Here is a 16,321-nt window from a genome sequence, read left to right as displayed (position 1 = left end):
TTCCTGAATCTTTAAACTTACAAAGATAAGGAATAGAGGCTGCGGGTTTCAGCCACTTAAGGTGTTTACATTTTAATAAAAAACTCTAATTGAATCGTAAATTAAATACTTTTGATTACTATTTAATGAGATTTTATAACCTGTCAAGTCACAATCCGGCAAATGGCTGATGCCGACAAATCCGGTTGCGGGAGGTGTCACTGATATGCAGAAATCGGCATCCTTCATATCACCCCAAAAGTACTTTACACTTTTTGGGAAATGATTCCCAAAAAATAAGGTGTTTGCTCCAAAAAGTGTAAACTGGCAAATGAAGGATGCCCAGAAATCAAACAATTATCAGCCAATGGGCCGATTCATCCCCCACCGAATCAAAGATTCGGAAGGGGACTTCTCGGCCGGAAAGTTAAATGCTTTTGATCTTCCCCCCTGTGGCAAAACCCTGTGAACCGCCGGCCGGCATTGCGCTTTTGTCTTCCGCATTAAAGGAAAATGGTATCGACTGTAAATGTATTGACGCCAATGTGGACGGTCTTTTATGGCTGATCAATTCCGTGGGCAAAGACAAGGCAACCGATTCCTGGACCCGGCGGGCGTTGAAAAACAGGGCAGCCATTTTAAATGACCTTGGCAATCCTGATCTTTACACCAATGTTGACCGCTACCACCAGCGGGTCTATGATTTGAACCACCTGGTGGCCGTCTCCGTGGACCGGTCAAGATTCAGAATCAGCTTGAGTGACTATTCAGATAATCAGCTCTCTTCGGTGGATTCAACGGCCCTGCTTGACAGTGCCGCATCATATCGGGAAAATCCTTTTTTTCCATATTTTGAAGAAAAACTTCGTCCGGTAATAGAATCCTGGAATCATGCATGGATCGGCATCTCCCTTTGTTATCTCAACCAGGCCCTGGTCGGTTTTGCCCTGGCCGGATGGATCAGGGATAATTTTCCGGGTAAAATACTTGTCATGGGCGGGGGGTTGATCTCTTCCTGGATGAGCCGCCCTGATTTTAACAACCCCTTTTCAAGTCTGATTGATCATCTGGTCAAAGGGGAGGGCGAATCCCCTTTGCTGGCGCTGCTTGGCAAGCCCGGCATGGAGAAGAAACATTATGTGCCGGACTACGGATTTGCCGACAATTATGATTATATTGCGCCGGCAAAAATTTTGCCCTTCAGGGCCTCCATCGGGTGTTACTGGAGCAAATGCCGGTTCTGCCCTGAAAAGGCTGAAACCAGGCCCTACTCAACCCAGCGGGCCGATCGGGTGCTTGGTGATCTTGACGTGATGGTCGAAAATCACAATCCCGGGGTTGTCCATTTCATTGATAACGCGGTGACACCGGCATTTTTGCACGCACTTGCCAGGCAGGCGTGCGCATTCAAGTGGTACGGATTTGTCCGGTTTGAAAAGGATTTTGCCGATCCCCAATTTTGCCGGGCCCTTAAACAAAGCGGATGTGAGATGCTTAAACTCGGGCTTGAATCCGGCGACCAGAAGGTCCTGGACGATATGGGAAAGGGCACGGATCTTGAACTTGCGTCAGCCACCCTTGCCAATCTGAAAGCCGCAGGCATTCTGACCTTTGTTTATCTGCTTTTCGGCACCCATTATGAAGATGAGGCGGCAGCCTACCGCACCCTGGATTATATCAAAGCCCATAAATCAGATATTGACTATCTGAATCTGTCGGTGTTTAATTTACCTAAGTTCAGTGAAGATGCCAAAGGTCTTGTGACCCATGAATTTTACCATGGAGACCTCTCATTATATCTTAATTTTGAACACCCAGGGGGGTGGACCCGCCGTAATGTGAAATCATTTATTGATAAAGAATTTAAAAAACAGCTGGGTGTGGGGTCCCGGTTCAGGAAAAATCCGGCTTTTTTTTCATCCAACCATGCCATGTTTTTTAATAACCTAGATGGGCCGCAAACCCACATACAATAAACAATGAAATTAAAGAGACCAACAATGCAGGCTAAAATGGGCGCCGCCGGCGCTTCGCCCTCTTGTTTCTTGTATCTTGTCTCTAGTTTCTTATAAAACTTAGATTGATCTAAGAGGATTTTCTCATGACCAAAGGCCATGTTTTTTCCACAGGCAATGAGGTGCTGTTCGGCGATACCGTAGACACCAACAGTGCATTTTTATGTCGGCAGCTTAAACGTTCAGGGGTAACCGTAATCAAAACAAGTGCCGTGCGTGATGATATGACAGCCCTTGTCCGGGAGATTAAAAGCATCGCATCTGCGGTGGATATCTGTGTGATGACAGGCGGCCTTGGACCGACACCTGATGATTTAACGGCCGACGCCCTGGCTAAAGCGGCCGGGGTGAAAATTAAGTTAAATACCGCCGCCTTAAGTTCCATGAAAAAATTTTTTGATAAACGCGGGCGCACCCTTACACCTGCCAATGAAAAACAGGCGATGCTGCCTGAAGGCGCTCAGGTTATGGAAAATCGTCATGGTACTGCGCCGGGTTTTTCCATGAGCATCGGCAATTGCCGGTTTTTCTGTATGCCCGGCGTCCCCAGAGAAATGGAGCGGATGTTTGATTTGAAAGTCAGACCCCAATTGAATGAAATAACCGGGTATGCCGGTGAAATCCAGGTCATAAGCCTGATGGTGTTCGGCATGCCTGAATCCAGGGTCGGGAAGGCGCTTTCCGGTTTCAGTTTGCAGTTTCCCGGAATTCATCTGGGGTTCAGGATCAGATTCCCCATGATTGAGGTGAGACTTTCCCGCCTCAAAGAAGTAGTGTCCGATTCCCTAAAAGGGCTGGACGGTGCCGCAGAGATGAATCAGGCAAAACAATGGGTGATGGAAAAGCTTGGGCCTCAAGTCATTTCAGACCAGGGACTGACCCTGGCCCAGGAAGTCGGGCGGCTCTTGGCAACGTGCGGACAGACGCTCAGTGTGGCGGAATCGTGTACCGGTGGACTTGTGGCGCACTTGATAACGGATGTGCCGGGTGCTTCTGACTATTTTCTGTTTTCAGCCACCACCTATGCCGATTCAGCCAAGGAAGCGATTCTTAAAGTGTCTCGTAAAACCCTGGAAAATAATGGGGCGGTGGATGAAACCACTGCCCTTGAAATGGCAAACGGTGTCAGGGCAGCCGGCGGATCGGACTGGGGGGTATCCACAACGGGTATTGCAGGCCCAACCGGCGGGAACGAAGACAAACCTGTGGGAACCGTATGCATTGGGGTCGCAGGCCCATTGGGGTCCCATGCCCAACGGTTTCTGCTGGACCGTGGTGACCGTGAGCGCAACAAACAACTGTTTGCCGCCATGGCGCTTGAGATGCTGCGCAGGGAGCTTGTCAAAATTAAATAGTTAATATTTTTTGCAATTTCATGTGTTTAACTTTTTAGAAGATAGAATTATATTATGGAGAAAATTAAATGAAAAAAATGATTGTCATTGGTGTTGTTATTGTTTTATCGGCCACTCTTTTTTCATGCGCAACCATGCAGACGAAACAGGAGAGAGGAACGGCTGTGGGAACAGGTACCGGGGCGGCTGTTGGTGCTATTCTAGGTCAGGTCATTGGCAGAGACACGGAAGCCACACTTATCGGTGCGGGCATCGGGGCTGCCTTGGGCGGGCTTACCGGTAATCAGGTCGGTAGATATATGGATTTGCAGGAGCAGGAGTTACGACATGCAATGGCAGCTTCCGAATCGGCAAATATACGTCGTGATCAAGATATTTTGAGGGCAACCTTTAAATCAGAATCTTATTTTGATTTTGATTCAAGCATTTTGAAGCCAGCGGCGTATCCGGAACTGAGCAGAATTTCGGATATTTTAATCAAGTATCCCCATTCCCGCATTGAAGTGGCCGGGCACACTGACACCAAAGGTTCGGAAGCATATAATCAAAGACTATCAGAACGAAGAGCTGAAGCGGTCGCAAACCAGTTAATTCACAATGGGGTTTCCGCCCAAAGAATCATGACCGTAGGCTATGGAGAATCTCAGCCAATCTCTTCCAATGACGCAATGAATCGTCGTGTGGAAATTCTTATTAAGCCGGTCGTGGAAGGTTCCATGTAATTGTCAACTGCCCCTCCTGAATCAACGATTCAGGAGGGGGCTTGGGCTTGGTCATAACATCGCCCACATCGCAGGTTGGGTTGAACGAAGTGAAACCCAACAACTTGTCGGCGTTGGGTTTCGTTCCTCAACCCAACCTACCGGAAATTCGTATGGCCGAAAATATGACCAGGGGCCAATTTTTCATGATCTACAAATATTAACCGGCTTATATCGAAACCAGCGGCGGCCGCTTTTTTTAATAGCGCAGCCGTTACCTCTTTTTTCATAATCGGCTTTCTTCCAAGAATCCACAAGTAGGATTTGTCCGGTCCGCATACAAGTGAATATTGGTAATCTTTATGGTCAAGTTCAAAAATTATATATGACCCATAAAAAGGGCCGAAAAAGGAGACTTTTAAGTAACCTAAATCAGAATCTTCTACAAAATAAGCCTTTCCTTGGGCTTCTTTCCATGTGCCTTTCTTTGCAGAGTACCCACGATTGATGACGTTGATACCGCCGTCATTTCGCAATGTATAATCTGCGGTTACATGGGACAATCCCCGTTCAAATGAATGATCCAGTCTTGCAATTTCATACCATGTACCCAGGTATTTTTCTAACTTGAAATTATTAACGGGTTTTACATTTTCAGGTATTCCGGTGCATCCAGCTATTCCAATGCATCCCCCTAATAATATAAAAAATAAAATTGATATCTTCTTTATATTCGTAGGTTTCTGGCTGAATATGTTTTTCGTTCGTGACATCGTCAACGTCAAAATCCTTGTTTTTGAAAATTTTATATGGTTAATATGACTATATAATTTTTTGAAATGATTAACACTCATTTTATTGATTAGTCAGTTTTTTTTTCAGCATAAATAACGTGTCAACAATTGTTCCATTTTGATTTTGACAGCAAATTATTTCAGGGAGTCCGGATGAATAACGTAAAACCGATTTTGGTAACAGGTGCAACCGGTTATGTTTCCGGCCGTCTTATCCCGTTATTATTGGCGGACGGATATAAGGTGAAAGCCATGGGGCGCTCTATCCCCAAGATGAAAGACCGACCATGGGGGCAGGATCAAAATGTAGAACTGGTTAAAGGAGATATTCAAGATGTCGCATCGTTGAAAAATGTGGCAAAAGGTTGTGGTACGGTTTATTACCTTGTCCACTCCATGATCTCCCAAAAAGGGAAATATCGAGATGCAGATAAAAATGGTGCAAGAAACATGGTTCAAGCCGCCGCAGAGGCAGGTGTAGATCATATTATATATTTAGGCGGCCTTGGAGATATAACCCATAAAAATATCAGCAAACATCTTATTTCCAGGAATGAAGTCGGTAAAATTCTCATGCAAGGCCCTGTGCCGGCAACCGTACTTCGCGCAGCCATGATTCTGGGATCAGGCAGTGCCAGTTTTGAAATATTAAGATATCTTGCGGAACGATTGCCTGTCATGATAACGCCCAAGTGGGTGAGCATGCCAACCCAGCCGATCTCAATAACAAATGTTTTAGGTTATTTAAAAGGCTGCTTGGAACACCCCGAAACAAAAGGAAAAACATTTGATATTGGTGGCCCCGACGTTGTCGCATACCGGGATTTATTTCGCATCTTTGCCAAAGAGGCAAATTTGCCTGCACCAATTATGATTCCGGTCCCTGTATTAACGCCTAGATTATCATCCCTTTGGATTCATCTTGTGACACCGGTGCCTGCCGCTATTGCACAACCCCTGACGGAAGGGTTAAGCTTACCCACCACCTGCACGGAAAACAGTATCACCCAGATTATTCCCCAAGATCTGATTTCGTGTTCTGAAGCAATTCGAAGGGCCCTTGACCGGATTCGTCAAGAACAGGTCGATACCTGCTGGGCGGATGCCGGTGAAATCAAATACCCTGAATGGTCGTATTATGGCGATTCTTCCTATTCCGGAGGGACGATCCTTTCCTGCGGCTACCGGGCGACCGTAAAAGGCACACCACGGAATCTATGGCGCTCTATTGAAAAAATCGGTGGCGGGACCGGGTATTACGGCGGGGATATATTGTGGCAGGTTCGTGGTCTTATCGACTTATTTACCGGGGGCGTTGGGCTGTCTCGCGGCAGACGTTCCAAAAAAGAACTCAGGGTCGGTGATGCACTTGATTTCTGGAGAGTCCTTGAAGTGGAACCCGAATCCAAGCTGCTTTTATTGGCGGAAATGAAAGTGCCGGGTGAAGCACTGCTAGAGATCAAAACAGCGCCTGTGAATCGTGAGGCCTGCCATGTCAGTTTACTTGCCCGTTTTTTACCTAAAGGTTTAGTCGGGCTTTTGTATTGGTATGCTTTATATCCATTCCACCAATATGTATTCACGCAAATGTTAAAAGGGTTAGTAAACGCCTCTAATTTAAAATTTATAAAAAAACCGAGCAGGTACTATCCAGATCCAACCACTACGTGTCGATTATCAGACCGATAATATTCAAATCTATGGGATTATGATATGAGCGATAACAGAAAACAGACATTAAACAATATTGCAGACCTCTTTGAATCACAGAATTTCGCGGTTCTTTCCACCCAGCAGGACAATCAGCCATATTCAAGCCTTGTCGCATTTGCCGTCCCCCCTGATCTTAAATTTTTTTATTTTCTAACCCCCAATACAACCCGTAAATACCAAAATCTGAAAGCAAATCCGAAAGTTTCTATTCTGGTTAATAACATCCGGAATAATGCCGAAGATATTTACAATGCCGTCTCCGTTACCGGCACGGGTGTCGCGGAAGTTATTGATAAAGCAATTGAGCAAAAGGCCCTTGATTTGTTCCTGGGAAAACATCCTAATTTAAAAAAATTCTCCCAGGCACCAACCACCGCTTTTATCCGCATCGCCATGCACCGGTACTTTATGGTCAACCGATTTCAAAATGTCGTTGAAATCAAGGTCAAATAATGAAAACGCTTCTCAATATCGATGAATGCTTAAATGCCGGAAAAGACCAGGTTGGCGGCAAAACCTATTGTTTGGCAAAGATTCACAGCCATGGTATCCGGGTGCCGAAAACCTTGTGCGTTCCCTGTAAGGTTTATGAAGATTATCTTCATCAGTCCCGTCTCAAAGACAGGATTTTTTTTGAAATTAACAGAATGCCGCTTGAGCAGATGCGGTGGGAAGAAATATGGGATACGTCTTTACGTATCCGCAACTATTTTTTAAACACACCCGTCCCCGCAACTATCGAAAAAAATCTTGCAGGCCTGATTGATACATATTGTGGAAACAATGCTGTTGCCGTCAGATCCTCAGCGCCGGGTGAGGATGGGGCATCGACTTCATTTGCGGGACTTCACGACTCTTTTTTGAACGTTTCCGGAACCGGTGACATCATAAAGCATATCAAACTGGTATGGGCGTCACTTTACTCAGATGCCGCATTGCTTTACCGAAAAGAACTGGGGCTGGATATTCAAACCAGCCGGATGGCCGTTGTTATCCAGGAACTGGTTCCATCAGACAGATCCGGCATCTTTTTCGGATTAAATCCGTCCAGTTCAAATGAATCGGTAGTTGAATCCGTCTATGGTCTGAATCAGGCCCTGGTTGATGGTGACATTGAGCCGGACCGATGGATTTTAAGTCGTTCCACCGGAAACGTCATCCGCCATACAGATCCGGTTCGAAAAAGATATGCCGCCCCGGGAAACACCGGGATTATGTTCCATGATTTGGAAGACCATGAAGCCCAGACACCGCCGCTGAGCCCGGATGAGATTCATCAGGTATGGAAAACCGGCAAACGCCTCGAACAAATTTTCGGCAAACCCCAGGATGTTGAATGGACAATCACCAATGACGAATTGATAATTCTTCAGGCCAGACCCATCACCAGCACCGGATTTACTGAAACAGATGATAAAAGATCCTGGTATCTTACCTTACACAGAAGCTATGAAAATTTAAAGACGCTCTACGATAAAATCGAACATCACCTGATCCCTGAAATGATATCTGAAGCTGATAAATTAAAACAACAGGATCTTGAAATACTCTCTGCCCAAGCGCTTTGCAGTGAAATCGAGAGAAGACAAAAAATTTATGATGACTGGGTAAAAATCTATTGGGCTGATTTCATTCCTTTTGCCCATGGCATAAGGCTTTTTGGTCAGGTTTACAACGATGCTGTGGCGCCGGAAGACCCGTATGAGTTTATGAACCTGCTGGAAAATACCGGACTGAAGAGCATGGAGAGAAACAGCCTTATTGAAAAACTTGCCCGGATGATCCGCAATGATAAGGATCTTAAAACCGCGCTTGAGAACGAACGGATACCGGACCCGGGTCATCCGTTCAGAATGCTGTTAGATTCTTTTGTTGACCAATTTGGAGACCTGTCCTGCACCATCGGCAGCGGCAGTGAGTGTGAATACGGTGAGAACGCGATCATCCAGCTGTTGCTTGAGTTTGCCGGCCGACCTGCTAAATCAAGAAAATCAAATGAAATCGACACAACGCAACTTAAAGATAGATATATCAAAAGTTTTCCGGTTGACCGCCGGGATTTCGCAGAAGATGTGCTTTACCTGGGCAGGGAAAGCTACCGGCTCAGAGACGATGACAATATCCATTTAGGGCGAATTGAGGCAGGCCTTTTTGATGCGCTCCAGGAAGGCCGAAGAAGATTGGTCGATCCCGGCACAACGGCAAATGACATCGAAATTCTTTTAAAAGCGCCTGGATTAAGTCTTACGCAGAAAGATCAAAACCAGGAAGAGACGATTTTTTCAGATAAGACTGCGATTGAAAAATGGATCTCCTCACGTCAAATTGTTGGACATCCTGCAGGACCGGGGATTTCTTCCGGCCGCGCAAGATTGATTAAAACACCTCAGGATTTACTGTCATTCAAGCAGGGAGACGTCCTTGTCTGTCGGGGGGTTGATCCCAATATGACATTTGTCGTGCCGCTTGCCGCAGCCGTGGTTGAAGAACGAGGCGGCATGCTCATTCATGGGGCGATTATTGCAAGAGAATACGGTTTGCCGTGCATCACCGGGGCTTCAAATGCCATGAAATTAATTGAGGACGGGAATCAGATAACCGTTGACGGATACCTGGGCATCATCACCTGCCGGACTGAGGATTTGTAACTTGAGAGTATAGGAATTTCCATTTCCCAGCACCCAGTACCCAGTACCCAGTACCCAGTACCCAGTACCCACAGCACCCAGCACCTAACAACCCGCCCAAAGGGCGCTAATTTAATGATCGAATGTGAATTCAATTGAATATATATGAGGGACATTACGTAACCAAATGGATGAAAAGCCAACCTACGAGCAACTCGAACGAAGGATCGCGTTGCTGGAAAAAAAAATGATTTGCTCCAAAAACAATGCCGATCTGCTACCAAAGCCTCTATTGACGGTCCGGATGAGAAAAACATAATCACCAAAGGCAAACAAGCGCAGTTAAACCTGAACGAGAGTGAGGGAAAGTACCGCATTCTCCTGGAAGAACTCAGGTATCGCAACATCATCAACACAGCTATTGCGAAAGCGTCGAGTCTTTTTATTTCTCCGGTTAAAGTGGATTACCAAGCCATACTCAGAACAATGGGAGAGAGTATTGACGTTAACAGGGTTTATATTTTTGAGATAACAGGTGATGGTCAAACCCTTTCCAATACCCATGAATGGTGTGCCAAAGGAACCGCGCCCCAAATAGAAAAGCTCAAAGCACTTGATGCCCATCTCTTTTCATGGTGGACGGACCAATTGCGGGATGGAAAAAATATTGTCATAGAAGATGTGGCCAATCTTTCCAGCCGGGCTGCCGCTGAAAAACAGATCCTCCAGAGTCAACAGATCCAGAGCCTTGTCTGTGTTCCGATCTGGGCAAAAGGTAAAAAACTGTGGGGATTCATGGGGTTCGATGATACACAAAAAACACGCAAATGGACGGAAACGGAAATCGAGGCCCTGCAGATTTTAGGTGAAATGATTTCCGGTGACCTGGAGCGAAACGCATCTGAACAAAGACTGGCGTTTGAAAGAAATCAACTGCTGTCTATATTTGACAGCCTGGACGGAAATATTTTCGTATCCGATCCACACACATATGAAATACTCTATGTTAACAAGGCGTTCAAAAAATATTTTGCCCATGAGGTGATCGGCAAAATATGTTACAGGGAATTTCATGGGTTTGATTCTCCCTGTTCGTTTTGCAGCAATAAACAGATCCTTAAAGAAAAGCCGAAAATTCACAGACATGAATTTTACAATCCCATGATGGACAAAACATTCTCCATCATGGATCGGATCATTAGCTGGCCGGATGGGCGGGATGTCAGGTTTGAGCTGGCCATTGACATAACAGAAAAAAAACAGATTGAATCCCGTCTCCGGCAGGCCCAGAAAATGGAAGCCATTGGTACCCTGGCAGGGGGCATTGCCCATGATTTTAATAATATTCTTTCCGGTATTTTTGGATATCTTCAATTGGCCAAATTTCATATTCTGGAGCCGGAACTGGCCGAAAAAGACCTCGAAAAAATTTCAGAAGGCGCCAAACGGGCCACCTTGCTGACCAAGCAGATTCTTACCTTTAGCCGGCACAAATGGAATGACCGCCGGCCGGTGGTCGTATTTCCCCTGATCGAGGAAACCCTGAAACTGCTTCGGTCCGTGATTCCCTCAAATATTGAAATTAAAAACAATATTGTTTCAAAATCCATGATATTGGCTGATTCAACCCAAATCCATCAGCTGGCAATGAATCTATGCACCAACGCATATCAGGCAATGGAGAACCGGGGCGGGGTATTGACCATCGGCTTAAATGAGCTGGTTCTTGGTAAAGATCAGTTGAGTCATGAAAAAAATCTGTTGCCGGGTAAATATTTAAAATTAGAAGTTTCCGATACCGGGCCCGGTATCGAAAATGCCATCCAAAACAAAATATTTGATCCCTATTTTACAACAAAAAAAACAGGCAAAGGAACGGGGCTAGGACTTGCCATGGTCGCAGGCATAGTCAAAAAGCACAATGGTTTCATCACCGTACACAGTCAGCCCGGAGAGGGGGCCTGTTTCAAGGTTTTTCTACCGGTTATTGATCCCAACGTATCTATGGAAAAACCAACAACGAAGGAAGATGCTACCGCATGCAGCGGAACGGAAACCGTCATGCTTGTGGATGACGAAACCGACATTCTTATTTCCCAGGAAAAATTTCTGACCGGTCTGGGATATAAGGTGTCAAGCTTTGAGGACGGACAATCTGCTTTACAGGCGTTTTTAAGCCATCCGCAGGCTTTTGATCTGATTGTCACGGATATGACCATGCCCCGGATGTCAGGCGAAACATTGTCCAGAGAAATTTTAAAAATTAAACCGGATATTCCGATTATCCTGTGTACCGGATTCCATGAAACCGTTACCAGGGAACTTGCCCTGGGGCTTGGCATACGAAAATATGTCCAGAAACCCATAGAAGTCAGCATATTGTCCAAAATGATCCGGGAGCTTTTGGACGCTTAGGGCCATGTTGGTAAATTTTATTGTTTCCATGGGGGGATTTAAAACCCGTGCCTAACGATCAATCTGCGTTATTTTCGATGTCTCTAAGAATTTGAGCATGTTTTTTTTCTGTAATGGGATAAAAGCAGATGATCAGGATGGCCAGAATATTGCAGAGGCATGGCACCAGGGCATAAAGCAGCCGGAGCATCATCACCGTGGCATCATTTTGTGCCATGTTGGGGCTGTAACCGGCATTGCCCAGGAGAAGAAGGCCGATACCGATACCCAGTGCCGCGGATAGTTTTTTAGCGATGGACCAGAGACCAATATATCGCCCTTCACGCCGTTGGCCGGTTAAAAGCTGGTCATAGTCAATAACATCGGCCTGGATTGAGGAGGGCAGAACAAGCCCCGCACCAAAACCTGACCCGGAAAGAAAGACCAGCACGCCGTAAATAAAAGCATCCCCGGGCCCCAGAAAGAACACACCCAGAAAAGCACCTGTGTTAATACTCATTGAAATGATCCAGGCTCTTTTTTTCCCTATTTTCCGGGAAATCATAATCCAGAGGGGCAAAAACAAAATGCCGGTTAAAAAATAGATCAGCAAGAATCCTTCTGCATTCGGCACCTTGAGTACATATTCCACATAATAGAGAATCAGGGTGGCCGGCAGGTTGCTGCCAAAGGCACTGATTGTGAACGCTGTGATCAGAATCAAAAAGGGTCGATTTTGAAATACGGACAAGACGCCTTTGTTCAAGGCCTCTTTGGTATCTTGGGAAAATGTTTCCTTGATTCTGTAAATGCAATAAAATGAAAACATAACGATCATGGGTGCAAAAAGAAACGCCATGATTGAAAATCGCAGCCTTTCATTCGGGTCTTGTCGCAATGCATTCACTGCCGCATCAATCATCACAGGGGCTGCTGCAGCCAAGAGTGTTCCCAAAATCAGGAATCCATCTCTGAATGCAAACAGAGATGTTCTTTCATGGTAATCCGTCGTCAGCTCCGGTCCGAGAGATTCATATGGGATCGTGATTACCGTCCAGAAAAAAAACAGGGCAAACAGCCAGAATCCAAAATAAAAAGTCAGTGAACTGCCCGATAACGCCATGGGTCTGAATAAAAAGAGGATGGATAGAGCAAGTCCCAAGGCACCAACGGCAATATATGGCTTGCGCCTGCCCAAAGGGCCCGGCGTCTTATCGGAAAGGTACCCGATAACCGGATCCGTCACGGCATCGAATACCCGCACCGCCATCAGCAGAATGCCGATGGTTGATATATCCAGACCAATGGTGTCCGTATAAAATTTCGGCAGAAAAACATAAACCGGAATCCCAATAACCGCAAGCGGCAACGCCGGTAATGCATAAGCCAGTTTATCCGCCCGGGATAGTCTCATGGTTTCCGCCTAAAACTTGAAAAAATTATATATTCTGTAACAGCCAGTCAATCCGATTGCCAAACAGGACAAGTTGCGAAATCGCTCTATCTATTTTCAATCACAAGAATACAGTGTTTGATGATAGAATAAAACTATTATTCTTAATTACTTGATCATAATAGTTACCAACTCCATTGGGAATAGAAAAACAATAATTCAAGGTCTGACTCTAAAATTCAGCAATTCGAATTATGGGGATTATAACGTTTGAATACGAACCAGGTGAGCCGCTGTCGGCTCACCTGGTTCATCTTAGCGTTTATTTAACAGCCTGGATGGGCCCGGCCGCTAAAAGCTGACCCCCAGGGACATGCCCCAGACATACTCGGGCATGGGGTATCCCGCCACTTCTTCATAGTCTGTTCCGGTAATATTATTGACGTAAAGCTTTAGGTTATAGTCCAGGCCGTTAACGATAAACTTTTTGCTGAATCCAAGATCGCAGACAAAATAGTCGTCCAGTTCATCGTTCTGCTGGGATCCTCTGGACCCTACAAACCGGCTGCTCAGCTCGATCCATCCATCGTTGATGATCTCATATCCGGCCAGAACCTTGACCTTGTGCTTGGGAAGGCTTGCCGGCAGATAATAGGTCCAGTCCTGTTCATATCCGGTCTGGCTCACATCATGCTCCTGGTATACGTAAGAAGCGGTAATTTTGATTTTTTCACTCAAATGAAGGGCGGCTTCCAGCTCAAATCCATAGAGTTCCACGGAGTCGATGTTGTAAAGACAGTTGGAGCCTGCTCCCGACCCCGGGGCTGTAATCCCGTTGTCGTTGATAAAATTTTCAATGTCATAATACCAGGTGGCAGCTCTGAAATGGACTTTGTCAAAGCTTTTGATGATGCCGATTTCATATTCTGTAGCCGTTTCCGGTTCCAGATTCAGGTTGGTCTCGGAGGCGCACCGCGCCCACCAATAGTAATCTCAAGGGCAGGGCAGCCGGTAGGACTTTGACGCTGCCGCATACAGGGTGGTGTCCGGGGTGACCCTGTAATCCACCTTGAGGCTTGGAAAGAAATCCGAATCGGTTTCGGTCTTGCCGCTGTTGTCATAGGCAAAGGGCCATCCCCCGGGCTGGGAATCAAATCCCATTTCCATCCATGAATAATAGGTGGCTTTATCCAGGTGGTAATACCGAACCCCCGGGGTAACCTTCCATTTGGAACCCAGGGAGATCACATCCTGGATATACGCCGACTTGACACGGTAAATGGCCCTGATACCTCCGGGATCGCCAAGCTCCTGGTATTCAACGCCCAGGGTGACGCAGTGATCATCAAACAGTTCAACATCGGAATATTCAGCAATAACCCCTTGGGTTCTGTCCTTGGAAAGTTTATCCTCTGAAAAAGCACCGGATTTGTCGTAAAGGCTGGTCCTTCTGCGGCCATCGGTCATAAAGCCATGAACCTTTATGGTGCCCGGACCTGCCGGCATGGTAAAAATGGCGTCCAGGTAATTGGTTTCTCTTTCCCAGAAAGGGGTTTCACCACCGGGATACTGGGGCCAGTTCAAATGGCGCAGCTGGTCCGATCCCCGGGTGAATATGGGGTAGTCTGGATCATAAAGCGCGGCAATATCCGGATCAGAATCGTTGGGATCATTGACCACGGGCATGCCGTATTCCACCTCGGTATGCTTAATGCCAAGAGAAAGATCGGCCTGGGAGGGCAGGTGGATATCCACATGGCCGTTAAAGGATTTGGTGTCCTGAAAGTTATTTCTCAGATATCCGTCGGTTGACTGCTTCCCGCCGGAAAAATTAAAATCCACATATTCATTGTAACTGCCTGCCAGGGACGCGGTGGCAGCCCAGGTACCGTACCGGGCATACCCGGTGTTGACATTGCCGCTGAATTTCTGGCCCTCCCTGGGGCCTTTTTTGGTGATAATATTGATCACCCCGCCAATGGCAAAGGGGTGGAGGACCGAGTGGCCGCCCCGGATGATTTCTATCTTTTCCACATCATCTAGAGTGAGGGTGGACCAGTCCACAATATACCGCCCGTAATGGCCGGTATGGTTGATCCTTCTTCCGTCGATCTCAATGACCATGCGTCCTTCGTTTAAGCCCCTTATGGAGACCTCGTCCCCGGGACTTGCCATAAGGGCGTTGGCCCGCTGGACATCCACGCCGCCTATTTCCGAAAGAACATCGGTCAGGGTTGCGGTGGCACCGGGTTTTTTGAACTGTTCAAGATCCACCACGGTTTTTTCCGTGGTGATGTCTACACCCGGCTGGGTTCCGATGACCGTAAGCTCCTCAAGCTCCAGGATCTCTTTTTCTGTTTCAGGGGGTTTCTGGGCCAGGACATGTCCCGGCACAAGAAACACGGCAAACCAGAACAGGCACAGGGTGGCTGCTCCAGCCTGCCATTTCAACAAGCGCATAATTTTCTTCTCCTTTTTACGGGTTATCGTTTATCCGGATAATGTAAAGGTGACACGTTCTTATCCGGACCGGATTGACAGGAGAGGAAAACAGCAGCTATACTCGAATTCCCTCCCCTGGAGGATCCGGGAAAACAAAAGCAGCGTCTCTGCCAGGATAGATGCTTTTGTTTTCCCCAAACCATTATTTTGTTTTACGGGCAACACTAAAGGGTTTAACCCCAATTCAGATCCGCCCGGGTCTTGACTGCCCCTTTCACGGCGGCCAGGCAGTAAAATCCGGGTACATTCGTAAATTCACTCATCTCAAGATGATTTTTTGACAGCCAGCCTGCCAGATGGTCCAGCATGGGCAGCTGGTCGCTGGAAACCGGTGTATGTCCCTTGTGGTGGGTGGCGATTTCATCGGAAGAGAGCAGATGGGCGATGACAAGTCTCCCCCCGGGCTTAAGAACCCTGGCTATCTTTTGGACGGCTCCGGGCTGGTCCTGGAAATGGGGAAAACAGGCAAAGCAGATCACCCGGTCAAAGGATTCCAGCTCAAAGGGCATCTCCATGACATGGGCGCATTCAAAGCAGATCCGGTCATCCGTGTGGACGGTCTTGTTGGCCTGGATCATTTTGGGGGCATAATCCATTTCCACAAGCTGTCCTTCAGGGGAGAGCCTGTCAAGAAGATAGGGAACCAGGACCCCTGAACCGCACCCAAGATCCAGAACCCGGTGGTTTGGGCGGGGATCCAGTGTTGCTACAATGGTGCCGATCTTTTCTTTGTGCAGATCATGGCCGTTGGTGTCCGGGTTTTTATAGAATTTATCCAGCCAGGTTTCAGCCCCCTGGTTGAAGAATTCCTGTCTTTTCAGGTCCTGTTCATCCATTATATTTCCCAT

At 46.7% G+C, this 16,321-nt stretch carries 11 protein-coding genes; 7 read left to right on the top strand and 4 right to left on the bottom strand.

Annotated features, from left to right (window positions below; translation table 11 throughout):
• Positions 1-410: 410 nt before the first annotated feature.
• The 3 genes from HXW94_RS10925 to HXW94_RS10915 all read left to right on the top strand — a co-directional run bounded on the left by HXW94_RS10925 (position 411) and on the right by HXW94_RS10915 (position 4,071).
• Complete coding sequence (locus HXW94_RS10925; protein ID WP_178366935.1) at positions 411-1,955, top strand: B12-binding domain-containing radical SAM protein; 1,545 nt, start codon at positions 411-413, stop codon at positions 1,953-1,955.
• Between the two features lie 125 nt (positions 1,956-2,080).
• Complete coding sequence (locus tag HXW94_RS10920; RefSeq protein WP_178366934.1) at positions 2,081-3,349, top strand: CinA family nicotinamide mononucleotide deamidase-related protein; 1,269 nt, start codon at positions 2,081-2,083, stop codon at positions 3,347-3,349.
• 68 nt (positions 3,350-3,417) lie between these two features.
• Complete coding sequence (locus HXW94_RS10915; protein WP_178366933.1) at positions 3,418-4,071, top strand: YiaD family glycine zipper/OmpA-like lipoprotein; 654 nt, start codon at positions 3,418-3,420, stop codon at positions 4,069-4,071.
• Positions 4,072-4,208: 137 nt separating this feature from the next.
• Here the strand turns inward: HXW94_RS10915 and HXW94_RS10910 are convergent, their stop codons facing one another.
• Positions 4,209-4,904 carry a lipocalin family protein gene (locus HXW94_RS10910; protein WP_246293841.1) on the bottom strand — a complete coding sequence of 232 codons (696 nt, stop codon included), beginning with the start codon at positions 4,902-4,904 and terminating at the stop codon, positions 4,209-4,211.
• Positions 4,905-4,997: 93 nt separating this feature from the next.
• Between HXW94_RS10910 and HXW94_RS10905 the strand changes: the two genes are divergently transcribed.
• The 4 genes from HXW94_RS10905 (at position 4,998) to HXW94_RS10890 (ending at position 11,599) form a co-directional block, all read left to right on the top strand.
• Entirely contained in the window at positions 4,998-6,533 is a 1,536-nt protein-coding gene (locus HXW94_RS10905; RefSeq protein ID WP_178366932.1) for an SDR family oxidoreductase, read from the top strand.
• A 24-nt stretch (positions 6,534-6,557) separates the two neighbouring features.
• The gene (locus HXW94_RS10900; RefSeq protein WP_178366931.1) at positions 6,558-7,010 is read left to right on the top strand and encodes a pyridoxamine 5'-phosphate oxidase family protein; all 453 of its coding nucleotides are present in this window, start codon (positions 6,558-6,560) and stop codon (positions 7,008-7,010) included.
• Entirely contained in the window at positions 7,010-9,205 is a 2,196-nt protein-coding gene (locus HXW94_RS10895; protein WP_178366930.1) for a PEP/pyruvate-binding domain-containing protein, read from the top strand. Before HXW94_RS10900 ends, HXW94_RS10895 begins: the two co-directional genes overlap by 1 nt.
• A gap of 231 nt (positions 9,206-9,436) precedes the next feature.
• Positions 9,437-11,599, top strand: coding sequence for a hybrid sensor histidine kinase/response regulator (locus tag HXW94_RS10890; protein WP_178366929.1), 2,163 nt, complete (start codon positions 9,437-9,439; stop codon positions 11,597-11,599).
• A gap of 58 nt (positions 11,600-11,657) precedes the next feature.
• On the opposite strand, the gene HXW94_RS10885 is transcribed toward HXW94_RS10890, so the two are convergent.
• The 3 genes from HXW94_RS10885 to HXW94_RS10870 all read right to left on the bottom strand — a co-directional run bounded on the left by HXW94_RS10885 (position 11,658) and on the right by HXW94_RS10870 (position 16,321).
• Entirely contained in the window at positions 11,658-12,992 is a 1,335-nt protein-coding gene (locus tag HXW94_RS10885; protein ID WP_178366928.1) for an MFS transporter, read from the bottom strand.
• Positions 12,993-13,322: 330 nt separating this feature from the next.
• Positions 13,323-15,431, bottom strand: a complete 2,109-nt coding sequence (locus HXW94_RS10875) for a TonB-dependent receptor, PCPU motif-type (RefSeq protein ID WP_419836670.1) — start codon at positions 15,429-15,431, stop codon at positions 13,323-13,325.
• A 215-nt stretch (positions 15,432-15,646) separates the two neighbouring features.
• Positions 15,647-16,321 (bottom strand): class I SAM-dependent methyltransferase, encoded by a 675-nt coding sequence (locus HXW94_RS10870; protein WP_178366926.1) that lies wholly within the window; start codon positions 16,319-16,321, stop codon positions 15,647-15,649.

The organism is Desulfobacter latus (genome assembly GCF_013389365.1).
Classification (GTDB): Bacteria; Desulfobacterota; Desulfobacteria; order Desulfobacterales; family Desulfobacteraceae; genus Desulfobacter; species Desulfobacter latus.
The sequence above is the reverse complement of the archived record's forward strand: the minus strand, read 5'-3'. Positions and strand labels throughout refer to the sequence as shown.